This is a genomic window from Streptomyces stelliscabiei (assembly GCF_014873495.1).
In the GTDB taxonomy this organism is placed as follows: domain Bacteria; phylum Actinomycetota; class Actinomycetes; order Streptomycetales; family Streptomycetaceae; genus Streptomyces; species Streptomyces bottropensis.
In genome coordinates this window covers 8,219,980-8,242,774 of sequence record NZ_JADBGF010000001.1, presented here as the reverse complement: position 1 = coordinate 8,242,774, position 22,795 = coordinate 8,219,980, and the positions used below count along the sequence as shown (strand labels likewise).

General features: G+C 71.8%; 19 protein-coding genes. 9 read left to right on the top strand and 10 right to left on the bottom strand.

Annotated features, from left to right (window positions below; all coding sequences use genetic code 11):
• Positions 1-39: 39 nt before the first annotated feature.
• From H4687_RS36220 to H4687_RS36195, 6 genes are all read right to left on the bottom strand, one after another.
• Positions 40-1,419, bottom strand: coding sequence for an 8-oxoguanine deaminase (locus H4687_RS36220; protein ID WP_046912729.1), 1,380 nt, complete (start codon positions 1,417-1,419; stop codon positions 40-42).
• A 58-nt stretch (positions 1,420-1,477) separates the two neighbouring features.
• Entirely contained in the window at positions 1,478-2,380 is a 903-nt protein-coding gene (gene pucL, locus H4687_RS36215) for a factor-independent urate hydroxylase (RefSeq protein WP_046912730.1), read from the bottom strand.
• A gap of 5 nt (positions 2,381-2,385) precedes the next feature.
• Positions 2,386-2,787: a hydroxyisourate hydrolase gene (gene uraH / locus H4687_RS36210; RefSeq protein ID WP_046912731.1), complete on the bottom strand. Its 402-nt coding sequence runs from the start codon at positions 2,785-2,787 to the stop codon at positions 2,386-2,388.
• Positions 2,784-3,308: a 2-oxo-4-hydroxy-4-carboxy-5-ureidoimidazoline decarboxylase gene (gene uraD / locus H4687_RS36205; protein WP_046912732.1), complete on the bottom strand. Its 525-nt coding sequence runs from the start codon at positions 3,306-3,308 to the stop codon at positions 2,784-2,786. Before uraD ends, uraH begins: the two co-directional genes overlap by 4 nt.
• Positions 3,309-3,472: 164 nt before the next feature.
• The gene (locus H4687_RS36200) at positions 3,473-3,841 is read right to left on the bottom strand and encodes a helix-turn-helix domain-containing protein (protein ID WP_005482167.1); all 369 of its coding nucleotides are present in this window, start codon (positions 3,839-3,841) and stop codon (positions 3,473-3,475) included.
• On the bottom strand, positions 3,838-4,089 hold the full coding sequence (locus H4687_RS36195; RefSeq protein ID WP_078907511.1) for a hypothetical protein: 252 nt from the start codon (positions 4,087-4,089) through the stop codon (positions 3,838-3,840). Before H4687_RS36195 ends, H4687_RS36200 begins: the two co-directional genes overlap by 4 nt.
• 137 nt (positions 4,090-4,226) lie before the next feature.
• On the opposite strand from H4687_RS36195, the gene H4687_RS36190 reads away from it, so the two are divergent.
• Complete coding sequence (locus H4687_RS36190) at positions 4,227-5,069, top strand: TIM barrel protein (RefSeq protein ID WP_046912734.1); 843 nt, start codon at positions 4,227-4,229, stop codon at positions 5,067-5,069.
• 112 nt (positions 5,070-5,181) lie between these two features.
• Positions 5,182-6,072, top strand: coding sequence for a 2-hydroxy-3-oxopropionate reductase (locus H4687_RS36185; RefSeq protein WP_046912735.1), 891 nt, complete (start codon positions 5,182-5,184; stop codon positions 6,070-6,072).
• Between the two features lie 1,028 nt (positions 6,073-7,100).
• Here the strand turns inward: H4687_RS36185 and gcl are convergent.
• Complete coding sequence (gene gcl, locus H4687_RS36180) at positions 7,101-8,885, bottom strand: glyoxylate carboligase (protein WP_046920308.1); 1,785 nt, start codon at positions 8,883-8,885, stop codon at positions 7,101-7,103.
• Positions 8,886-9,161: 276 nt separating this feature from the next.
• Between gcl and H4687_RS36175 the strand changes: the two genes are divergently transcribed.
• Entirely contained in the window at positions 9,162-9,866 is a 705-nt protein-coding gene (locus tag H4687_RS36175) for a hypothetical protein (protein WP_179859980.1), read from the top strand.
• Between the two features lie 21 nt (positions 9,867-9,887).
• On the opposite strand, the gene H4687_RS36170 is transcribed toward H4687_RS36175, so the two are convergent.
• Both H4687_RS36170 and H4687_RS36165 read right to left on the bottom strand, forming a co-directional pair.
• Positions 9,888-11,480, bottom strand: a complete 1,593-nt coding sequence (locus H4687_RS36170; RefSeq protein ID WP_046920171.1) for an AMP-binding protein — start codon at positions 11,478-11,480, stop codon at positions 9,888-9,890.
• The gene (locus H4687_RS36165; protein WP_046920170.1) at positions 11,477-13,156 is read right to left on the bottom strand and encodes an AMP-binding protein; all 1,680 of its coding nucleotides are present in this window, start codon (positions 13,154-13,156) and stop codon (positions 11,477-11,479) included. The genes H4687_RS36170 and H4687_RS36165 overlap by 4 nt, the downstream gene beginning before the upstream one ends.
• Positions 13,157-13,257: 101 nt before the next feature.
• On the opposite strand from H4687_RS36165, the gene H4687_RS36160 reads away from it, so the two are divergent.
• The 3 genes from H4687_RS36160 to H4687_RS36150 all read left to right on the top strand — a co-directional run bounded on the left by H4687_RS36160 (position 13,258) and on the right by H4687_RS36150 (position 18,378).
• Positions 13,258-14,157 carry a helix-turn-helix transcriptional regulator gene (locus H4687_RS36160; RefSeq protein WP_046920169.1) on the top strand — a complete coding sequence of 300 codons (900 nt, stop codon included), beginning with the start codon at positions 13,258-13,260 and terminating at the stop codon, positions 14,155-14,157.
• A 212-nt stretch (positions 14,158-14,369) separates the two neighbouring features.
• A complete protein-coding gene (locus tag H4687_RS36155; protein ID WP_046920168.1) occupies positions 14,370-17,228 on the top strand; it encodes a helix-turn-helix transcriptional regulator in 2,859 nt (952 codons plus the stop codon).
• 352 nt (positions 17,229-17,580) lie between these two features.
• Complete coding sequence (locus tag H4687_RS36150; RefSeq protein ID WP_050399336.1) at positions 17,581-18,378, top strand: S1 family serine peptidase; 798 nt, start codon at positions 17,581-17,583, stop codon at positions 18,376-18,378.
• Between the two features lie 173 nt (positions 18,379-18,551).
• Here H4687_RS36150 and H4687_RS36145 read toward each other — a convergent pair whose 3' ends face one another.
• Complete coding sequence (locus tag H4687_RS36145; RefSeq protein WP_046916139.1) at positions 18,552-19,709, bottom strand: winged helix DNA-binding domain-containing protein; 1,158 nt, start codon at positions 19,707-19,709, stop codon at positions 18,552-18,554.
• A gap of 354 nt (positions 19,710-20,063) precedes the next feature.
• On the opposite strand from H4687_RS36145, the gene H4687_RS36140 reads away from it, so the two are divergent.
• The 3 genes from H4687_RS36140 to H4687_RS36130 all read left to right on the top strand — a co-directional run bounded on the left by H4687_RS36140 (position 20,064) and on the right by H4687_RS36130 (position 22,666).
• Entirely contained in the window at positions 20,064-21,248 is a 1,185-nt protein-coding gene (locus H4687_RS36140; RefSeq protein ID WP_179859981.1) for a magnesium and cobalt transport protein CorA, read from the top strand.
• A gap of 351 nt (positions 21,249-21,599) precedes the next feature.
• Positions 21,600-21,992 (top strand): hypothetical protein, encoded by a 393-nt coding sequence (locus H4687_RS36135; RefSeq protein ID WP_046916130.1) that lies wholly within the window; start codon positions 21,600-21,602, stop codon positions 21,990-21,992.
• Positions 21,993-21,997: 5 nt separating this feature from the next.
• Positions 21,998-22,666: a nucleotidyl transferase AbiEii/AbiGii toxin family protein gene (locus tag H4687_RS36130; RefSeq protein WP_046916129.1), complete on the top strand. Its 669-nt coding sequence runs from the start codon at positions 21,998-22,000 to the stop codon at positions 22,664-22,666.
• The last annotated feature ends 129 nt before the right edge of the window (positions 22,667-22,795 follow it).

Sequence of the window (22,795 nt, the reverse complement as noted above, 5' to 3'; positions counted from 1 at the left end):
CCGGCCGAGGGCCGTCCCCCTCGACCGGAGTTCAGCGGGTCACGCCTCGGCGGCGATCCGCGCCAGCCGCCGGGCCTCGTCCCTCGTGGAGCGGGCGATCGCGTCCTCGTCGACGTGCAGCAGGCGGCCGTCCGCCACGATCTGCCGGCCGTTCACGAACGACGCCGTCACCGGGGCGGCCGCGCCGAGGACCAGGGCGGCCACCGGGTCGGCGATCGAGGCGTGGGCCAGGGTGTCCAGCTTCCACAGGACGAGGTCGGCCAGCTTGCCGGGTTCCAGGGAACCGATCTCGCGGGCCCGGCCGAGGACCTGGGCTCCGCCGAAGGTGCCCAGGCGCAGTGCCTGGCGGGCGGTGAGGGCTGCCTCGCGGTGGGTGCCGAGGCGGTTGACCAGCAGCGCGTTGCGCAGTTCGGTGTGGAGTTCGCCGGACTCGTTGGAAGCCGTGCCGTCGACGCCGAGACCGACCGGGACGCCGGCGGCCAGCATGTCCGGTACGCGGGCGATCCCTGCGGCCAGCCGGGCGTTGGACGAGGGACAGTGGGCGACCCCCGTCTTCGTACGGGCGAAGGCGTCGATGTCGGAGTCGTTCATGTGGACGCAGTGGGCCATCCACACGTCCTCGCCGAGCCAGCCCGTCGACTCGAAGTAGTCGGTGGGGCCCATGCCGAACAGCTCGTGGCAGAACTTCTCCTCCTCCACCGTCTCCGAGCCGTGGGTGTGCAGCCGCACCCCGAGGCGACGGGCCAACTCGGCGCCCTCGCGGAGCAGTTCGGTGGAGACCGAGAAGGGGGAACAGGGCGCGACGGCGATCTGGGTCATCGCGCCGAAGGAGGCGTCGTGGTGCTGCCGGACGGTCTCCTCGGTGGCGGCGAGCGCGCCCTCCAGGGTCTCGACGGCGAAGTCCGGGGGCAGGCCGCCGTCCTTCTGGCTGCGGTCCATGGAGCCCCGGGCGAGGGTGAAGCGGACGCCGGTCTCGCGCGCGGCCCGGATGATGGAGCCGGACAGGTCGCCGGAGCCCTTGGGGAAGACGTAGTGGTGGTCCATGGCCGTGGTCACACCGCCGCGGGCCATCATGCCCAGCGAGCCCTGGGCCGCCGCGTACGTCATGCGCTCGTCGATGCGGGCCCAGGTCGGGTAGAGCGCGACGAGCCAGTCGAAGAGGTTGTGGTCGGTGGCCAGGCCCCGGGTGATCCACTGGTAGAAGTGGTGGTGCGTGTTGACCAGGCCCGGGGTCACGAGGTGGCCGCTCGCGTCGATCCGGCGTACGACGTCCGTCAGGCCCTCGGGGGCCCGGCCCGCGCCGACCGACTCGATGACGTCGTCCGCCACGACCACGTGACCGGACGCGTACTCGGTGTCCTGCGCGTCCACGGTCGCGATCGCCGCGTTCTCGATGACGATGCGCTGGGTTGCTGCCATGGTCCGTCCTTCGGAGGTCTCTTCGGAGGTCACTGCGGAGGTCACTGCGGAGGTCGCCTCACAGGTTGGTGAGGTCCGCCGGGATCCTCGCCTCGCACCCGTCCCGCAGGACCGTGGCCTCGATCAGGCCGTAGGGGCGGTCGGCGGCGAAGTACACGGCTCCGTCGGGGGTGTCGTTCTTGAGGCCGAAGGGGGCGAGGTCGACCAGGAAGTGGTGCTTGTTGGGCAGGGAGAAGCGGACCTCGTCGATCTCGCTCCGGTTGTCTATGATCCGCGCGCCCATCTGGTACAGGGTCTGCTGGAGCGAGAGCGAGTACGTCTCCGCGAACGCCCGGAGCATGTGCTGCCGCACCTGCTCGTAGGACGTCTCCCAGTCGGGCATCTCCTCCGCGTCGTCCGTCCAGTTGAAGCGCCAGCGACCGGAGACCTCGGTGGCGAGGATGCGGTCGTGTGCCTCGGGCAGGGTCGTGTACTTGTCCTTGACGTAGCCCCAGAACTCGGAGTCGGTCGAGTTCATGACGGTGAGGTCCTTGAGGCCGGAGAGAACCTCCCAGGACGAGCCGTCGTAGGTGATCTGCGCCAGCCGGGTCTCCTGGCCCGTGCGGACGAAGGAGTGCGCGCCCTCGCCGCCGTGCTCGATGCGCTCCCAGCCGTACTCCTCGATGCGTATGCGGGCCCGGTGGATGGCCGGCTGGGAGGTCACGAAGTGCCGGGCCAGGTGGATGCCGAACTGCTCGGCGGACTCGATGCCGTGCTCCTTGGCGAACGCGTACACCGTGTTCTTGGTGGTGTCCGTCGGCAGGACGTTCGCGTTCGAGCCCGAGAGATGGACCTCGGCCATGTCGCCGGAGAGCGACACGGACACGTTGAGGTCCTTGATGTGGTGGGTGGCGCCGTCCCGCGTGATCTTGACGACCCGGTTCTCGGCTTTGCCGTACTGGTTCGGTCCCAGGATGGGCATGGGTGCTAGCTCCCTCGGTATACGGAGTAGCCGAACGGGTTGAGCAGCAGCGGCACGTGGTAGTGCTCACCGGGCGTCACCGCGAAGGTGATCACGACCTCGGGGAAGAACACGGCACCGCTGTCCCGGTTCGCGGGGGCGTCCTGCTGCGCATCGGCTTGCTTGTCCACGGTCTGTGCGAGGTACGGCTCGACCTCGAAGAGGAGCCGTACGTGGGTCGTGCCCTCCGGCAGCGCCGGGAGGTCCTTGCAGCGGCCGTCGGCGTCGGTCGCCGAGCCGCCGCGGGCCTGCCAGTCGCCGTCGCGTCCCGTACGGGCGGCGAGGTGGACGGCGACGCCCGCGGCGGGGCGGCCGACGGAGGTGTCCAGGATGTGCGTGGACACCGAGGCGGTCGTGCTGGTGCTCATGACGGGGCTTCCTCTTCCACTTCGACGAGCCGGGCCAGGCGAATGCGGTTGATCTTGCCCAGTTCGGTGCGGACGATCTCGCGTTCGCGCTCCGGCGCGTTGCCGATCCGCTCCCTGAGCGCGTCGCGCATCTGCTCTCCGGTGCGGCCGGTGGCGCAGATCAGGAAGACATGGCCGAACCTCTCCTGGTACGCCAGGTTCAGGTCGAGCATCTCGGCCCGGAGCCGGTCGGAGGCGCCGGCCATCCCGCGCTGCTCACGGGCGGAGGTCGGGTCGCCCGGCTTCGGACGGCCGATCGGCGGGTGCCCGGCCATGGCCTCCGCGAGATCCTGCTCGGTCAGCTCGGCCATGGCGGCGTCACTGGCGGTGAGGAGTTCCTCGACGGTGGTGTACGGGCGAGCGGCGAGGAGCCTGCGGCCCCAGGCCGCCGAGGCGCACGCCTCGTGGAGCGCCGCGGTGGCCGCGTGCTCCTCCAGGGTGTTGAGACGGGCGAGGCCCGGCGCCGAAGAACGCGAGATCACGGGTGCCTCCGTTAGCCGTGGTGCTGGACTGGCTACGGCAAGCTAACGCCTCGCGACGACATCACGTCAACAGTTTGTTGAAAAATCGCGGTGCCAACGCGCTGCGCAGAGGCGTTCACGAGAGGCCCGCGAGGCTCCCGGAAGCTCTCCGGCCCCGGAAGCCCTCAGGCCTCCTTCTCGCGGTTGAGGTAGTTGTAGACGGTGAAGCGGCTGACGCCGAGCGCGCTCGCGACGGTCTCCACGCCGTGGCGCACGGAGAAGGCGCCGCGCGCCTCCAGTGTCCGTACGACCTCCTGCTTGGCCTTGCGGTCGAGGTCCGCCAGCGGCCGGCCCTTGCGGCGCTCCATCGCGGCGAGGATGTGGTCCAGGGACTCGGCGAGCTGCGGCAGGCGTACGGCGACGACGTCGGCGCCCTCCCAGGAGAGGACCACGTCGTCGGGGCCGGCCTCGTCCGGCGGCAGCATGAGCCCGCCCATGGCGTCGACCAGCGGCTTGACGGCCGCGACGAAGGGTTCGTCACCGGCGCGGGTCACTCGCCGCCCTCCCCGAGCACATTGATCTGGAGCGAGATCCGGGTGGCGCCGGACTCCAGGGTCCGGCGCAGCAGGGCGTCCACGGCGGTGAGCACCGCGTCGGCGCCCCCCTCCGCCGTGTTGCCGAACGGGCCGACGTCGACCGCGTCCAGTGCGGCCGCCTCGACGACCTCACGGGCCACGAGCGCGTGCGCCGGGGCCTCGTCGAGGTCGAAGGGCTCGGTCGTGAACTCCACTCTCAATCGCACGGGCACAACCTAACGCGCGGCGCCGTTTTCCACCGAGCCCCCTTGACAAGCCTCGAAGACCGACGGCACTCTTCCGTTAGGCAGAAACAAAGTTCCACAATATGGAAATTGGAACGGAAGGGAGCGCCGGAAGCCCCATGGGATTCGCAGAGCAGCGCTACAACGTCAACCTGTCGATCCTCTTCACGGAACTCCCGCTCCTGGAGCGCCCCGCGGCGGCCGCCGCGGCCGGTTTCACCGCGGTCGAGCTGTGGTGGCCGTGGGTCGACTCCCCCACCCCCGCACCGTCCGAACTGGACGCCCTGCGAGGCGCGTTGCAGGGCGCGGGTGTACAACTCACCGGGCTGAACTTCTACTCCGGTGTCCTACCGGGTCCGGACCGGGGCGCGCTGTCGGTCCCGGGCGAGGAGTCGGAGAGGTTCCGCGCCAACATCGAGGTGGCCGCGGCCTTCGCCGAGTCGGTCGGCTGCACGGCGCTCAACGCCCTGTACGGCAACCGCGTCGACGGGGTGGATCCGGCCGAGCAGGACGCGCTGGCCCTGCACAACCTGGTGGCGGCGGCCCGCTCGGCCGACCGGATCGGCGCGATCCTGCTGATCGAGGCCCTGAACCGGGTGGAGTCGCCGCGGTATCCGCTGGTGTCGGCCCCGGCCGCCGTCGCTGTCGTCGACCGGGTCAACGAGGCGTCGGGCCTCGGCAACGCGCGCTTCCTGATGGACCTCTACCACCTGTCCATGAACGGCGAGGACCTGCCGCGGGTGATCGCCGAGTACGCCGCGAGGACCGGCCATGTGCAGATCGCCGACAACCCCGGTCGCGGCGCCCCGGGCACCGGCACCGTCCCGCTGGCGGACCTCCTCGACCAGCTGGCCAAGGCCGGTTACGAGGGCCTGGTCGGCCTGGAGTACAAGCCGGGCGACCGCCCGAGCGCCGAGGCGTTCGCATGGCTCCCCCGAGAGGCCCGGGGGGCGGCCCGCTGAGGGCCGCTGAGGGCCGCTGAGGGCCGCTGAGGGCCGCGCCGTAGCAGGCCCGTCCCGCGGTCGTGGCCCCTCCCCGAAGACGCAGCAGAGCAGTCAGAGAGGCACCCTCACCATGAGCAATCTCCCCAAGGTCGCGTGGATAGGTCTCGGCATCATGGGTTCCCCCATGTCGGAGAACCTGATCAAGGCGGGTTACGACGTCACGGGCCACACCCTGGAGCAGGACAAGCTCGACCGGCTGACCGCCGCCGGCGGGACCGCGGCGGCCTCCGTCGCCGAGGCCGTGCGCGACGCCGACGTCGTCATCACGATGGTGCCCGCCTCGCCTCAGGTCGAGGCCGTCGCGTACGGCCCCGACGGCGTCCTGGAGAACGCCGGGCCCGGCACACTGCTGATCGACATGTCGTCCATCACCCCGCAGACCTCCGTCGACCTGGCGAAGGCCGGGCGGGAGAAGGGTATCCGGGTGCTCGACGCCCCGGTGTCCGGCGGCGAGGCGGGCGCGGTCGAGGCCGTGCTGTCCATCATGGTCGGTGGCGAGCGGGCCGACTTCACCGAGGCCGAGCCGGTCTTCGAGGCGCTCGGCAGGACCGTCGTGCTGTGCGGTCCGCACGGCGCCGGGCAGACCGTGAAGGCCGCGAACCAGCTGATCGTCGCCGTGAACATCCAGGCGTGCGCCGAGGCCGTGGTCTTCCTGGAGAGGTCGGGCGTGGACCTGGCGGCCGCGCTCGACGTCCTGAACGGCGGGCTCGCGGGCTCGACCGTGCTGACCCGCAAGAAGGACAACTTCCTGAACCGCGACTTCCAGCCGGGCTTCCGCGTCGACCTGCACCACAAGGACCTGGGCATCGTCACCGACGCCGCCCGCGCCGTGGGCGCCGCGCTGCCCGTCGGTGCCGTGGTGACCCAGCTCGTCGCCTCACTGCGCGCCCAGGGCGACGGCGGCCTCGACCACTCGGCCCTGCTGCGGGGCGTGGAGCGCCTCTCCGGCGCCCGGGTCTGAGGCCGGCACCTCCCCGAACTTCCGGTCCGCGGCGGCGCCGACATCTGTCCTGTCGCGCCCAGGCACCGCCGCGGGCCGGAACCACCGTCCGGCCTACGCCGACTTCCTGAGCGGCGTAGGCGCCGCGCCATGAGGCGCGTACGCCGCCTGACGGTGGGTGAGGGCCTGGCCGAGGCCACGGGGGCGCGCCGAGCTGCGGCAACCGCACGATCCGGCGATCGACTTCCTGCATTCCCGAACGGCGTCCGGTCCCTGATGGTCACCCATCAGCCACCGGACGCACCGCCCGCGACCGTTTCCGACCGACCCGGATGAGGGGTACGTGTCGGACGCGCGCGGGCAGGGGACGGACCGCGGCGGTGTGCACGCCAGTGCGGTGGTGAAGGCTCCGGTTCCGCGTCTCGACGTGAGGGACGCGGAACCGGCGCCGACGCATCCGCCGCGGTCCGGGCCCGGCACGGCGAACACCGGCGCACCGGCCCGGTGGGCGCCGGCGAGGACCGGTACCGCGCAGGCTGTGCCGGTCCTTGCCGGCGCCCGGCAGGTGGTCGACGGGCCCGCGCCCGCGCCGACAGCGGTTCTGTCCGACAACCCGATCACGGCCGGCACCATCGCCCTCCTGCCTACGCAAGCGTGCGTAGGCCGTCTACGGAACCCTCAAATCAACCTCTGAACCCGTGCGTGGGGGCTTCAACTACCAGTGAGGCAGGGCACATTCTCGTCACAGGAGGCCCGTCGGCACGGGGGCGGCGGGCCTCCACGGGGGAAGCCTCCACGGGGGAACGCGGAGGCACGGGGGAAACGCACGGGGGACCACGGGGGAAACGGGGGCCCGGGGATCGGGGGAGATCCGGGGTGGCAGGGGGAGGCCCTGCGGCGGCACGACAAAGCGGCTCGCGTCCAGCGGGGTCGTGCCGCCGCAGGGCCTCCCCTCGTCGCGCTTCACATCACCGTCCGCTCGCGGCCACGCACCGCCGAGGGGGGCGGCCCACCCCCCGGACGAGCCGCCCCCGGCCGCGTACGACCTCTCAGACCCGCAACGACCTGATCGACGTGGGCGCGTGGCCCGGCTCCGTCGCGATCTCCTCGAACTCCACCACGTCGCCGATGTCGTTGGTCGTGGACATCGCGATGTCGGTGACGCGCTCCAGGATCGCCTCGACGACGACCGGCACCCGGTACCGGGCCGCGAGCTTCTTCGCCTCTTCGAGGGCGGCGCCCAGCTCGGCCGGGTCCGTCACGCGGATCGCCTTGCAGCCGAGCCCCTCGGCGACCTTCACGTGGTCGACGCCGTAGACGCCCAGCTCGGGCGAGTTGACGTTCTCGAACTCCAGGTTGACCTGGAAGTCGATGTCGAAGGCGCGCTGGGCCTGGCGGATGAGGCCCAGGTAGGCGTTGTTGACCAGGACGTGGATGTACGGGATGCGGTGCTGTGCCCCGACCGCCAGCTCCTCGATCATGAACTGGAAGTCGTAGTCGCCGGACAGGGCGACCACGGACGCCTCCGGATCGGCCTTCGCCACGCCGAGCGCGGCCGGGATCGTCCAGCCGAGCGGGCCCGCCTGGCCGCAGTTGATCCAGTGGCGCGGACGGTGGACGTGCAGCATCTGGGCGCCGGCGATCTGGGAGAGGCCGATGGTGGAGACGTACCGGGTCTCGGGGCCGAACGCCCTGTTCATCTCCTCGTACACGCGCTGCGGCTTGATCGGGATGTCGTCGAAGTGCGTACGGCGCTGGAGGCGGGCCTTGCGGTCCTGCGCGGCGGCCGCCCACGCGGAGCGGTCCGGCAGGAGGCCGTCCGCCCGCGCCTCCCGTGCCACCGTGACGAACAGCTCCAGCGCGGCCCGGGCGTCGGAGGCGATGCCGTAGTCGGGGGCGAAGATCCGGCCGATCTGGGTGGGCTCGATGTCGACGTGGACGAACTTCCGTCCGGCCGTGTAGACGTCCAGCTTGCCGGTGTGCCGGTTGGCCCAGCGGTTGCCGATGCCGAGGACGAAGTCGGACTCCAGGAAGGTCGCGTTGCCGTAGCGGTGCGAGGTCTGCAGACCGACCATGCCGGCGTTCAGCTCGTGGTCGTCGGGCAGGACCCCCCATCCCATGAGCGTGGGCACCACCGGGACGCCGGTCAACTCGGCGAACTCCAGGAGGAGTTCGGCCGCGTCGGCGTTGATGACACCGCCACCGGCGACGATCAGCGGCCGCTCCGACGCGTTCAGCAGCCCGATCGCCTTCTCGATCTGGGCGCGGGTGGCGACCGGCCTGTAGACCGGCAGCGGCGCGTAGGTGTCGGGGTCGAACTCGATCTCGGTGAGCTGGACGTCGATCGGGAGGTCGATGAGGACCGGCCCCGGGCGGCCCGAGCGCATCAGGTGGAAGGCATGCTGGAACACTCCGGGGACCTGCGCGGCCTCCAGCACGGTCACGGCCATCTTGGTGACCGGCCCGGCGATGGAGGCGATGTCGACCGCCTGGAAGTCCTCCTTGTGGATCACGGCCGTGGGCGCCTGGCCCGTGACGCAGAGGATCGGGACGGAGTCGCCGGTGGCCGAGTAGAGGCCGGTGATCATGTCGGTCCCGGCGGGCCCGGAGGTGCCGAGGCACACGCCGATGTTGCCGGGACGGGTGCGGGTGTAGCCCTCGGCCATGTGCGACGCGCCTTCGACGTGCCGGGCCAGGGTGTGTTGGATCCCGCCGGCGGCCTTCAGGGCCGCGTAGAAGGGGTTGATCGCCGCGCCGGGGACACCGAACGCGTCACGGACACCCTCGCGCTTGAGGATCTCGACTGCCGCGCGGGCAGCGGTCATACGAGTCATGTGCTCACTCCTGCTTCAGCTGCCGGACTCACTCCCGTCGCGCCCCGCGGTGAGCACTTCCGTCATTCCGTCAGTGACCTTTCCGCCACTATTCCGTATTGCGGAAAAGTTTTTCTGCTATCTGGAATCAGATTAAGAGGGGCGGCAGGGAGCGTCAAGGGCACGGGCAGCGCCGATCCACGCGGGCGTCTCGGGGTGTTTCCCTGCCGGAGCGGCCCCGGCTGGAGGACGATGAGGAGGCGTTCTCGGTGCGGCTCGGGTGGTGGGGTGGGAATCATGAGCGAGAGCATGGCGGTGCGGTGCCCGGACTGCGGGCGGGAACACCGGTACGCCGCGCCGGCCTACCCCTGCGCGTGCGGCACCCCGGTCGCCCCGCCCCTGAACCGCCGCGCCACCCCCACCTCCGTCACCCACCACACCTGGGACGAGGACTGGGTCACCGTCCGCTGCGGAGGCTGCGGCCGCGCCGGTGAGTGGCCCCGTCCGGAGCTGGGCTGCGCCTGCGGGACCGTGCTGCGCGTGCCCGTGTCCGGCACCCTGCCCGCGCCGAGCCCGGGCGGCGCCCTCGGCGCCGCCGGAGCGCCCGCCGGTCCCCGGGCGGCCTTCCGGCCCTTCACCATCCGCACGGCCCGCGACGCGGTCACCGCCGTCGCCCTCTATCTGCGCTGGCTGGGCTACCGGGACATCCGGCGCGCCGACCAGCGCCAGCCGTCGGGGATCGGCCTGGCCGCGCGGGGCGTCCTGGCCCAGGTGGACCCGTCGGTCCGCCCGGCCTCGCCGCGCGATGTCGAGTGCCTGTGGCTGACCGCCATGACGGAGTCCACCGGCTGCCTCTACTTCTCCCTCGCCGGGTACGGCGAGGACGCCCGCGACCGCGCCGACGGCCTGGGCGTCTGCCTGTTCGTCCTGGACCTCACGGGCACCCCGCAGCCCGTGAACGGCGCGGCGACGGAGCTGGTCGCCCTGGGTGCGGGGGCCTGAGGCGGCGATCGCGCGCGGCGGCTATCCGGCGGCGTACCGCTCCCGCAGCTCGATCTTCCGCACCTTTCCCGACACCGTCATCGGGAAGGTGTCCAGGACACGGAGCGCGCTCGGGATCTTGTAGTGCGCCAACTGCCCTTCGCAGTAGGCCCGTAGCTCCTCCAGGGTGAGGGGATCGGCGCCCTCGTGCGGGATGACGCAGGCCAGCACCTCCTCGCCGTACCGCTCGTGCGGCACGCCCACCACCTGGACGTCGGCGATCTTCGGGTGGCCGTACAAAAACTCCTCGATCTCGCGCGGGTAGATGTTCTCGCCACCCCGGATGATCATGTCCTTGATCCGGCCGACGATCTCGACGTATCCGTCCTCGCGCATGGTCGCCAGGTCGCCGGTGTGCATCCACCGGCCGGGGTCCACGGCCTCGGCGGTCTTCTCCGGTTCCTCCCAGTAGCCGAGCATCACGCTGTAGCCGCGGGTGCACAACTCTCCTGCCGTGCCGCGTGGTCGCGTCACCCCGGTCACCGGGTCGACGACCTTCACCTCGATGTGCGGCAGGACGCGGCCGACGGTGGCGGTGCGGTGTTCCAGGTCGTCGTCGCGCCGGGTCTGGGTGGACACGGGCGAGGTCTCGGTCATGCCGTAGCAGATCGAGACCTCCCTCATGTGCATCTCGGTGACCACCCGCTTCATCACCTCGACCGGGCAGGGCGAGCCCGCCATGATGCCGGTGCGCAGGGAGGAGAGGTCGTACGCGGCGAAGTCGGGGAGGTTCAGCTCCGCGATGAACATGGTCGGTACGCCGTACAGGGAGGTGCAGCGCTCGCGCTGGACGGCCTCCAGGGTGGCCTTCGGGTCGAAGGACGGGGCCGGGATGACGACACAGGCGCCGTGCGAGGTGGCCGCGAGGTTGCCCATCACCATGCCGAAGCAGTGGTAGAAGGGCACGGGCACACAGATCCGGTCCTGCTCGGTGTAGGCGAGCGACTCCCCCACGAAGTAGCCGTTGTTGAGGATGTTGTGGTGGGAGAGGGTCGCCCCCTTGGGGAAGCCGGTGGTGCCGGAGGTGTACTGGATGTTGATGGGGCCGTCGCAGGACAGGTCCTCGAACGGCACCGGTGTCCCGCGCGCGATCAGCCCGTCCCAGCTCGGGTCCCCGAAGTAGACGGTCTCCCGCAGCCTCGGGCAGCGGGTGCGCACCTCCTCGACCATCGCCCGGTAGTCGCTCGCCTTGTGGCTGAGCGAGGCGAAGAGCAGGGACACGCCCGCCTGGTTGAGAACGTACTCGACCTCATGGGTGCGGTAGGCCGGGTTGATGTTCACCATGATCGCGCCGATGCGGGCGGTGGCGTACTGGACGAGCACCCACTCCGGACAGTTGACCGCCCAGATGCCGACCCGGTCGCCCTTGTCGACGCCGCTCGCGCGCAGCGCGTACGCCAGCGCGTCGACGTCGGCGGCGAACCGGGCGTACGTCCAGCGGCGGCCGGACGGCAGGTCGACGAGCATCTCGCGGTCGGGCCAGGCCGCGACCGCGCGGTCGAGGTTGACGCCGATGGTGTCGCCGAGCAGGGCGGTGCCACCGGTTCCGTGGGTGTAGGACAGCTCGCCGCTCATCGGAAGTCCTCCTCGCGGTACTCCGCGTCCGAGCCCGCGGCCGTGGCCTCGCGCAGCTCGATGCGGCGGATCTTGCCGGACACGGTCTTCGGCAGGTCGCCGAACTCCAGGCGACGGAGCCGCTTGTAGGAGGCGAGGACGGTCCGGGAGTGCTCGAACAGCACCTTCGCGGTGTCCGGGCCCGGCTCCCAGCCGGCCGCCAGCACGATGTACGCCTTCGGCACGGCGAGGCGCAGCTCGTCCGGCGCGGGCACGACGGCCGCCTCGGCGACCGCGTCGTGCTCCAGCAGGGCGCTCTCCAGCTCGAAGGGGCTGATCTTGTAGTCGCTGGCCTTGAACACGTCGTCCGCGCGCCCCACGTAGGTGATGTAGCCGTCCTCGTCGCGGGAACCGATGTCACCGGTGCGGTAGAAGCCGCCGGCCATCGCCTCCGCCGTACGGTCCGGGTCGCCGTGGTAGCCGGTCATCACCCCGACCGGGCGGTTGGACAGGTCGAGGGCGATCTCTCCCTCGTCGGCGCCGGGGGCGCCCGAGACGGGGTCGAGGAGGACGACCTTGAAGCCGGGGCCGGGCCGGCCCATCGAGCCGGTCTTGAGTTCCTGGCCGGGGCTGTTGGAGACCTGGACGGCGGTCTCGGTCTGACCGAAGCCGTCGCGGATGTCCACGCCCCACGCGCGGCGCACCTGCTCGATCACCTCGGGGTTGAGGGGTTCGCCGGCGGCGACGACCTCGCGGGGCGGGGTCGTCAGCTGGGTGAGGTCGGCCTGGATCAGCATCCGCCACACGGTCGGCGGGGCGCAGAAGGTGGTGACTCCGGCGCGGTCCATCTCCGACAGCAGCCGGCCCGCGTCGAAGCGGGTGTAGTTGTGGATGAACACGGTCGCCTCCGCGTTCCAGGGGGCGAAGAGGTTGGACCAGGCGTGCTTGGCCCAGCCGGGCGAGGAGATGTTGAGATGCACGTCGCCGGGCTTGAGGCCGATCCAGTACATGGTCGCCAAGTGGCCCACGGGGTACGACACATGGGTGTGCTCGACCAGCTTGGGCCGGGCGGTCGTGCCCGAGGTGAAGTACAGCATCAGCGGGTCGGAGGCGTTGGTCGGCCCGTTCGGCTCGAACCGGGCGGGGGCCGCGTAGGCCTCCTCGTACGGCCGCCAGCCGTCCACCGTGCCGCCGACGGTCGTACGGGTGTAACGGCCGGGCACGTCAGCGAACTTGGGGGCGTCCTCGGCCCGTACGATCACGTGCCTGACCCGGCCGCGCTCCACCCGGTCGCGCAGGTCGGCGGGGCCGAGCAGCGGGGTGGCGGGGATGACGACGGCCCGCAGCTTCATCGCGGCGAGGGCCGTCTCCCACAGCTCCGTCTGATTGCCGAGCATGACGAGGATGCGGTCGTCGGCGCGGACTCCCCGGTCCCGCAGCCGGTTGGCGACCCGGGAGGAGCGCTCGGACATCTCGGCGAAGGAGACGACGGTCTCGGTGCCGTCCTCCTCGACGATGTGCAGCGCCGCGCGGTCGTTCCCGCGTGCGATCACGTCGAACCAGTCGAGCGCCCAGTTGAAGTACTCCGGGCGTGGCCAGGTGAAGCCCTCGTAGGCCGTGGCGTAGTCCTCACGATGGGCCAGCAGGAAGTCCCGGGCCACCCGGAACTCGTCCGTGGCGCTCGTCCTCGCCGACATGTGTCCTCCTCATTGCCGGACCGTTGCCTGACATCGTGTAATGCGTGATACACGTCTCACCACCCCCGAACGGGGGTGCGCCGCGCGGAAGGGGTGAGTTCGTGGCATCCGATCCCTCGGGTCCCCTCAAGACGGTCTGGCCGGAAAAGGCGGACCTGCGGAGCGCTCTGCGCGTCCTGCGGCGGTCCACCGGGCTGCCGCTCGCCTTCGCCGGGCTGGTCGAGCCCGGCCCCGGGCAACTGCGCATCAGCGAACTCCAGGGCCACCGGACGACCGCGCTCAGCGGTCTCGCCGTGCACGCGGGCAACGGCCTCGGCGGCAAGACGGTGGCCCTGGCCCGCCCCTGCTGGGTGACCGACTACTCACTGTCACGCCAGATCAGTCACGAGTACGACGCCGCGGTCGCCGCCGAGGGCATCCGCTCCGTCCTCGCGGTCCCCGTCGTCGTACGGCGTCAGGTGCGCGGGGTGCTGTACGGCGCCCTGCGCGCGGCGCAGCCGCTGGGCGACCGCACGGTGGGTGCCGCGCTGGACGCGGCGCGGGACCTGGAGCAGGCGCTGGTGGTGCGGGACGAGGCACGGAACCTGCTGGTCACGGCCCGGACGACCGTCGAGCACGGGGACTCGGCCGGGGCGTGGGAGGAGGTCCGGGAGGCGCACGGGGCGCTGCGCGCGCTGGCCCCGCGCATCGAGGATCCGGCGCTGCGGGCGGAGCTGCTGCGGGTGTGCGGACGGCTGGCGGGCGCGTCCGCCTCCGGCGAGGTCGCAACCGATCAGGCCGTGCCCGCCCCGGGCGGCGGTGAGCGGACCGTCCTCACCGCGCGTGAGGTGGACGTGCTGGCCTGTGTGGCGATGGGCGCGACGAACGCGGTCGCGGCGGGGCGGCTGGGACTGCGTCCGGAGACCGTGAAGGCGTATCTGCGGTCGGCCATGCGCAAGCTGGGGGCGCACACCCGGCTGGAGGCGGTGGTGGCCGCCCGGCGGGCGGGGCTGCTGCCGTAGAACCCCGTCCCGGCGGCCCGGCGGGGGCTCGTCGGGCGTGGTCCCGCGCTCCGACGGGGGCGTTGTGGAGCCCGGCTTTCATGTAACGGGCAGGTGAAATTCCTTGTGCCGTACCCTTCCTGTTATTTCCCACACCGGGTCTACGTTCCGAAATTCAAAGAACGGACGCCTAATATTGGCCCGGACACGACACTCGAGGGGAGCGGTGGCCCGTGCGACGGGAGTACAAGGAGCCTGGGAGACCCCGCCCCGACCTGGTCATTGGCCGGGAGGAGCTGTTCACGGCGGCGCGTGAACAGCTGGCGCGGGGCGGCAGCGTGCTCGTGCACGGCTCCGCGGGTATCGGGAAATCGACGATCCTGCGCGCTCTGGCCGCCGAATACGAGGAATCGGCACGGACGGTCCTGCGCTGCTCGGCCACGGAGTCCGAGTCGCATCTGCCGTTCCTCGCGCTGACCGATCTGCTCGGGCTGGTCATGGACGAGGTGTCCGAGCAGCTGCCCGCGCCGCAGCGCACCGCGCTGGAGTCCGCGCTCACCGGCCGTGGCGAGTCCACCCTCCAGCGCGACGGGCTCGCGCTCCGGCTGGCCGTGCTGTCGACCCTGCGCGCCCTGGCCGCCAAGGGCCCGGTGCTGATCGTCGCGGACGACCTCCAGTGGCTGGATCCGGCCAGTGTGGAGCTGCTCGGCTTCGCCGCGCGGCGGCTGGGCGAGCTGCCGGTGCGCATGCTGTGCGCCGTGCGTACCTCGACGGACCCGCACGGTCACGAGCAGGACAGGTATCTACGCGCGTCCCCGCCCGACACCCTCGCCCTCCGGCTCACCCCGCTGTCGAGGACGCACGTGGCCGAGCTGCTGGAGCACCGCGGCCACACCGGTCTGCCCCGCTCCGCCGTGCGCGACATCCACCGCACCAGCGGCGGCAACCCGCTCTTCGCCCTGGAGCTGGGCCGGGCCCTCGCCGACAGCCCGACGCCGCCGCGTCCCGGTGAGCAGCTGCCCGTGCCGACCTCGCTGCGGACCCTGGTCCTGAACCGGCTGGACATGCTCTCGGCCGAGGCCCGCCGCACCCTGCTCGTCGCCAGTGCCGGCGCCCGGCCCACCGTGGCGCTGCTGCGCGCCGCCGGGCGGGAGAACGCCGAGGCGGAGGCCGCGCAGGCCGTCGAGCTGGGGCTGCTCGCGCCGGAGCGGGAGGGTCCGGGCGTACGGTTCGCGCACCCGCTGGTGTCGGCCGCGCTGTACGCCGAGGCGACCGCCCAGGAGCGGCGGGCCGCCCACGCCGCGCTGTCCACCGCCGCCGTCGACCCCATCGAGCGGGCCCGGCACCTGGCGCTGTCCACGCACGGCACCGATCCGCTGGTCGCCGCGCGGCTCGGCGAGGCCGCGGCCGTGGCCCGCGACCGGGGCGCGCCCTCGGTCGCCGCCGAGCTGGGGCTCCTCTCGGCCCGGCGCACCCCGGCGGACGCGACACCGGGTCCCGACGAGCGGCGACTGCAGGCCGCCGAGGACGCGCTGACCGCCGGGGAGAACGACCTCGGCCGGGACATCGCCCGTGAGGTGCTGAGCCGGGCCACCGAGCCCGCCGAGCGGGTCCGGGCCTGGATGGTGGTGATCGACGCGGCCGGGCAGTCGCTCGCCGAGGTCGACGCCGTGTACCCGCAGGTCCTCGCCGACGCGGGCGACGACCCCCGGCTGCTCGGCCTGGTCCGCTACCAGCTGGCCTGGCGCGCCCTGGTCCTCGAAGGCGACTTCGCGCAGAGCCGGGAGGAGGCCGCCCGGGCCGCGGAGCTGGCGGCACGGGCCGAGGACCGGCGCACCGAGCTGCTCGCGCTCTCCTTCCAGGCCCAGACCGAGATGCTGATGGGCCACCCGGACGCGCCCATGACGATCAAGCGGGCGCTGAAGGAGCCGCAGGACCCGCAGCTGGCCTGCCACCACAACGGGGCGGGCGCGACCCGCTTCCGCTGGCTGATGATGAGCGACCAGCTCGGCGAGGCCCGCGCCACGATCACCTCGCTGCTGCGCGAGGTGCGCCGGCGCGGCATGGTCGAGAGCGAGGTGCACTACGTGCGCTTCCTCGCCGAGACCGAGCTGCGCTCCGGGCACTGTGGCCGGGCGCTCGACCTCGCCCGCGAGGGCTACGTCCTCGCCCGCGACTCCGGTATCGGCGAGGGCGCGTCCGCCATGCTCACCTCGCTCGCGGAGGCCGCCGGCGGCGATGTGGAGCGGGCCCGGGCGCTCGCCCGCGAGGCCGCCGACCGCGCGGAGCAGGACGGCGACCTGATGTACCTCTCCCGCGCCCTGGGCGCCCTCGGGCACGCCCAGCTGGTCGCCGGGGACGCTTCGGGCACGGTGCAGTCCCTGCGCCGCGTACGGGAGTTGGAGGACGGCCTCGGGATCTACGACCCCGCGCGCGGCCGGTGGCACGGCGATCTCGCCGAAGCCCTGGTGCGAGTGAACGAGTTGACGGAGGCCCAGGACGTCATCGACGTCACCCGGCAGCAGGCGCTGCGGCTCGGCCGGGAGAGTGTGCTCGCCGTCCTCGACCGGGCCGAGGCGCTGGTGCGCGCGGCGCGGGGTGAACAGGACGCCGCCGTACGGCAGTTGACGTCCGCGCAGGACCGGCTGGCCAAGCTCGGCTACGGTCTGGAGGAGGCGCGGGCCGCCTTCGCCCTCGCGGGGCTGCGCGCCCTTCCGCAGGGGCCGGGCCTCGCCCGGCCGGGAGCGGCGCCGGCGTCCGGGCCGGGTTCGTACGACGAGGCGTCCCGGCTGTTCCGCCGCTGCCGTGCCCTGCCGTGGCTGCGCCGGGTGGAGGAGGCCTCCGTCGCCCCGGCGCCTCCGCAGCAGCCCGCGATCGCGCCGTCGGCGCTGGACGCCCTCGCCGTGCTCGCGGCGACCGAACGGCAGGTCGCGGAGCTGGTCATGGAGGGTGCGACCAACCGGGAGATCGCCGGCCGGCTCTACATCAGCGTGAAGACGGTCGAGGCGACACTGACGCGCGTCTACCGGAAGCTGGGCATCCGGTCGCGTGTGGACATCGTGCGACTGGCGGCGGGACACCGTACGAACTGACCTCCCCGGGACCGGCTGACGAGCCCCTCCCGGGACCTGGGCCCTGTCGTCGCGTCCCCGTCCGCCGCGCCTCGACGGGACCAGGTGCGCGCAGCGACCTTGCGGCTCCAGCCTAGGCTCAAACCCCGGCCCGGGTCATCGAGGGTTTTCCCTTCCCAACTCCCTTAGGGGGATCCCCCCTTGGGAGGGGATCACTCCGGCTCCTATTTTTTGTGACGTGCCGCACGCCAGGGCACACAGACCGGCCCGCCGCCCCCGCTCGGCTCCCCCGAGCGGGGGCGGCACCGCAGGCTCTGTGCTCCAACCCCCCACCCGCGCGTCCCCCACCGGCAACTCCCCCCTGAGGAGAACCATGTTCGGGTTCAACCGCGTCAAGAAGTCGATGGTCGCCGCCGCCGCCACCGCTGCCGCCGCCGCTGCCGCGCTGCTCACCGCGCCGGGCGCCGTCGCCGCTCCCCAGCCCATCGTGGGTGGTACGACCACCACCGCGAGCGCGTACCCGTACGTCATGCAGATCACGAACGCCTCGCAGAGCCAGTTCTGCGGTGGCACCCTCGTGTCGCCCACCAAGGTGATCACCGCCGCGCACTGCATGGTCGGCAGAACCACCTCCAACACCCGCGTCGTGGGTGGCCGCACCTACCGCAACGGCACCAACGGCACGGTCAGCACGCTCAGCAAGATCTGGATCCACCCGAACTACAACAGCTCCACGATGACCAGCGACGTGGCCGTGCTGACGCTCGCCGTCGCGCAGCCCTACACCACGGCGTCCTACGTCAGCGCCTCGCAGACGGGCGTCTACGCGGCCGGCACCACCGCCCGCATCATCGGCTGGGGCACCACCTCCTCGGGCGGCTCCTCCTCCAACCAGCTGCGCACCGCGACCGTCCCGGTCGTGGCCGACTCGGTCTGCGGCAGCTCCAGCTCCTACGGCTCCGAGTTCGTGGCGAGCTCCATGGTTTGCGCCGGATTCTCCTCCGGCGGCGTCGACACCTGCCAGGGCGACAGCGGCGGTCCCCTGATGATCGGGGGCGTCCTGGCAGGCATAGTTTCCTGGGGTTACGGCTGCGCCGACGCGCAGTACCCCGGCATCTACACCCGGCTGACCACCTTCTCCAACACGGTGGCCGCGCAGATCGCCTCGTAGTCGAGGCGAACGCGAGCCGACAGACTCCCGGGGTACGTCCCCGGGAACTGCCAGGGGGCGCCGCGAACCTGCCACGAGCGGTTCGCGGCGCCCCCTCTCCATGCGTGGGGCGGGCGCCCGCTCACCCGGCCGCGATGGCGAAGCGGATCACGTGGCGACCCTGGCGCAGCGCTTCATGCGACGACCGTGCCGAAGCGGATGTCGTACGGTCCGTCGCCGTGCAGGGTGCGGAGCGTCCGCTCGGCCTCCTCCACCAGGCCGGTCCGCTGTTCCCCGGCGAGGGCGCCGAAGGGTTCCAGCGTGAGGAGGTTCTCGTCGAGCTTCCACAGACCGGCCAGGAACCCGTCGACGAGGAAGGTGCGATAGGCCTGGTTCCCTTGCCAGGAACGGCCCTTGAGGTCCGGAGGGACCACGCGGGAGCGGTCGGCGTGGGAGAGGAGCAGGTTGTCGAACTCGGGGAGCAGCCGGGGCGGGGCCGGGGTCTCGGGGTCGGGGCGAGGCGCGTCCGGGAGGTCGAAGAGTTCGGTGCCTCGGTCGTCGCGGAAGACGAGCAGCTCCGGTCGCAGCCGCTCGAACGCCTCGCGCAGGCGGGTCACTCCGGCCCAGGCCTGCATGTCCTTCACGGAGGCGGGCCCGAAGGCGGCGAGATAGCGCCGGACGACGGTCTCGGGCGCGGGTGCCTGCCGGGCGGGACGCCCGAGCCAGTGCTCGGCGGTGGTCAGGGCGACCTGCCCGCTCCTGCCCCACAGGCCGCGCGGGGTGACCTGCACGAGCGGCAGCCGGCAGCGTGCGGCGAGGCCGAGGGCGAACGGGTCGGCGTCCGGCCACTCCACGATCAGCGCCTCGCGCAACTGCTTCAGGGTGCGCGGCTCCTCCTCGACGAGTTCCCGCGCGATCGCCTCCAGCCGCTCCAGGTCGACCCCGGCCAGCCCCTTGCGGAACAGGTTCAGCTCCCGCTCCCGGGCCGGCTGCACCAGCGGCCGCAGCGAGAGGCAGTCGTCGGCGGTGTGCGTGTGGATCGTGGACCGCATGGTGACGATGCGCACGACGTCCCGGTCGGCCATCAGCGCCGACAGCTGCTCGGGCGCGAAGCCGTCCAGCCGGGCGGCGAGGGCGTAGTACGGCGGCCTCACGTTCTGCGCCTGGAGCCCGAGGAGGTGGGTGATGGCGGCGTGGGCGGACATGGGCGGGGGCGTGGGGCCGCCGGTCGCCCGGGTGGCGGCCTCGGCGGACACGGGCGCCCGGTGCAGCAGGAGCTGGCGGGCCAGGGTCGCGCGGTTGAGGGCCTGGGTGCCGAGCCGGGGGGCGGTCTGGGTCGCCTTGTTCGTCATGCTGCGCACGCTAGCGGGAGTTGCGGACAGGTTCTGTCCGCGGCGGTCTCGACGCGCGCGGTCGGTGTTCGCGGCGATCTGCCCCGCACCGGGGGCAGCGGTGTACTCCTCACCGGGTGCGGTGGTGCGCTCGTCACCGGGTGCGGCGGTGCGCTCGTCACCGGGTGCGGCGAGCGCTGAGCGGTCCCCCCTGCCGGTGCGCGCGAGGCACCCGTCCCCGGTCCGCGACGCCGTCACCGCCGCACCTCCCGCGTCGCGTCGCCCACCCCTCACCACCCCCGCGCCGTTTGCCCCGTATATCCTGCTCGGTGATCGCACAGTCGTACGTGACGCGCAACTCGGAAGGCATCCACGATGGCCGATCGACGCGCACGCCGGGGCTCGGAGAGCGCCGGCCCTGCCGCGAGGGGCGGCCGGAAGTCCGGCTGGCGCCGCGCCCTGCCCCCCGCGTCGGCACCACCCGCCCGGCCCACGACCCCGAGCCGGGAACCGGCGGCGCCGACCCCGGCCGAACGGGCGGCCAGCGTGGTGGAGGCGGCCCTCTACCAGGACGGCGTACGCGTCTCCTCCCCCGCAACGCTCGCGGATACCTTCCGCGAGCTGCGGGAGGCGCCGGCCGGGATGGCGTGGATCGGCCTCGCCCGCCCGACCGAGGGCGAACTCCTCTCCCTGGCCGCCGAGTTCGACCTCCACCCGCTCGCCGTCGAGGACGCGATGGAGGCCCATCAGCGTCCCAAGCTGGAGCGCTACGGCGACACCCTCTTCGTCGTCCTGCGCGCCGCCCGCTATCTCGACGCCTCCGAGGAGGTCGACTTCGGCGAGCTGCACGTCTTCGTGGGGCCGGACTTCGTCATCACGGTCCGGCACGGCGCGGCACCGGACCTGTCGGCCGTCCGCCGCCGCATGGAGGAGACCCCGGAGCTGCTGAAGCTGGGTCCCGAGGCGGTCCTCTACGCCATCCTCGACGCGGTGGTCGACGGATACGCGCCCGTCGTCGCCGGAGTGCAGAACGACGTCGACGAGATCGAGACGGAGGTCTTCCGCGGCGACCCGGAGGTCTCCCGCCGCATCTACGAACTCTCCCGCGAGATGGTGGAGTTCCAGCGCGCCACCCGCCCCCTCGTCGGCATGCTGCACGGCCTCATGGCCGGCTTCGCCAAGTACGAGACGGACGACGAACTCCAGCGCTACCTCCGCGACGTCGCCGACCACGTGACCCACACCAGCGAACGGGTCGACGGCTTCCGCCAGGCCCTCACCGACATCCTCACGGTGAACGCCACCCTCGTCACCCAGCAACAGAACGCGGAGATGCGGGCGTTGGCGGAGGCGGGCTTCGAACAGAACGAGGAGATCAAGAAGATCTCCTCTTGGGCGGCGATCCTGTTCGCTCCGACGCTGGTGGGAACCATTTACGGCATGAACTTCAAGCACATGCCGGAGTTGAAGTGGGCGGGCGGCTACCCCTTCGCGATCGTTCTGATGGCGGTCGTGTGCACCAGCCTGTACGTCATCTTCAAGCGGCGGGACTGGCTCTGAACTCCTCTTGCCGAGCTCAATTCTGATGCGGCCTTCGCTCCCGCACCGGTCACGGACGGTCCAGAATCGGCTCTGGGGAGTCCCTGGGGAGAAGTGATGCGAGGGATCTCGTCTACCTGCCTCCGTTGGACCCTGACCACGACTTTTGCTTTCCTGAAGTCGTTGGGGAGAATCCGGGGAGAATCAGCCGACGGTACAGCCCCTGTCCCTGCTGCTTCGCCGCCGTCCCGTTCCCCTCCAAGGATCTCGCCCGTGTCGCTGCTATATCCGCAATGGATAACGGACAGTGACATTGGCCCCATGAATGGGAGCCACAAGCCCCTGGGCCTGTGCGGCCGCCATAATGGAGGCATGGCCTCCCACTCGCAGCACACCGGCCCCGCGCCGAGGCCCCTCTCTGGCGCAGACGCCGAGGACCTCGCGCTGTACCGGGAAAAGTTCCTGCGCCGTCTACCGGAGTCGCTGGACGAGCTACACGGCCCGACCCAGGGCATGGTGGAACTACCGCTGCACCTGGCCTGGTCTGGCATGACCTCGTACGACCTGAACAAACCCCGCCAGCGCATGGGGCTCTACCGCACCGTCCTGCACGAGGGCCTGCACGACGACCTGCCCCGCTACCTCAACCGGGATCTGCTCCTCCAGCTGTGGCCCGTACTGCGCACCCTCGTCGGTCGCACCGTGCGCAGTGTGTGGGAGGACGCCTTCCCCGACCTCGCCTCCCGCACCCGGGCAGCCGCGTGACGGACATGCCGGAGCTGCACACGCGGCTCCTGGCGGATGTGATCGCACTCGGCTCGTCGTACCCGTTGGTCCTCACTGGCGGGTATGCGGTGCGGGCGCACCGCCTCGTGAACCGCCCCAGCCAGGACCTGGATGTCGCCACCGAGAATCCAGCGCCCATGGCCGACATCGCAGCCGCGCTCCGTAGCGGTCTATCGGCCCGTGGCTGGAAGGTGCTGGCGCTGGAAACTGCCCCGCTGTCCGCTCGCTTCACCGTGACAGACCCGGCCACCGGGCAGGAGTGCGAAGTCGACATCCTCAAGGAGATCTTCTGGCGGCCCATCGCCCAGAGCCCTTACGGGCCTGTCCTCGCGGAGGAGGACGTGATCGGGACCAAGGTTCGCGCCCTCGCCGACCGCGGAGCGCCCCGCGACCTGATCGACGTGTTCGCCGCGTCCCGCCGCTGGACGAATGCCGAGTTGGAGGAGTTCGGCCGACGTCACGCCCGCGGTCGCTTCGAGCGTGAGGACCTCCAGGCGAACCTGACCGGCGCCGAGTGGACCGACGACGAAGCCTTCACCGCCTACGGCCTCGACGAGGCCGCCATCACCGCTCTGCGCGCCTGGGCCGTGGAATGGGCCGACGATCTCGCGACGCGTCTCCTCGAAGTGTCCGGTGACCTCGACATCGACTGATCACACTCGGGCGAGACTCCCTCTTGGCGATACCTCCGTGCCCGCGGATCAGTTGCGGAGCGGAAGACCATTTCACAGAGGGGCCTCCGCCCTCACATCGACCCTTCGGGTTCCCTCTCTTCGACGGCC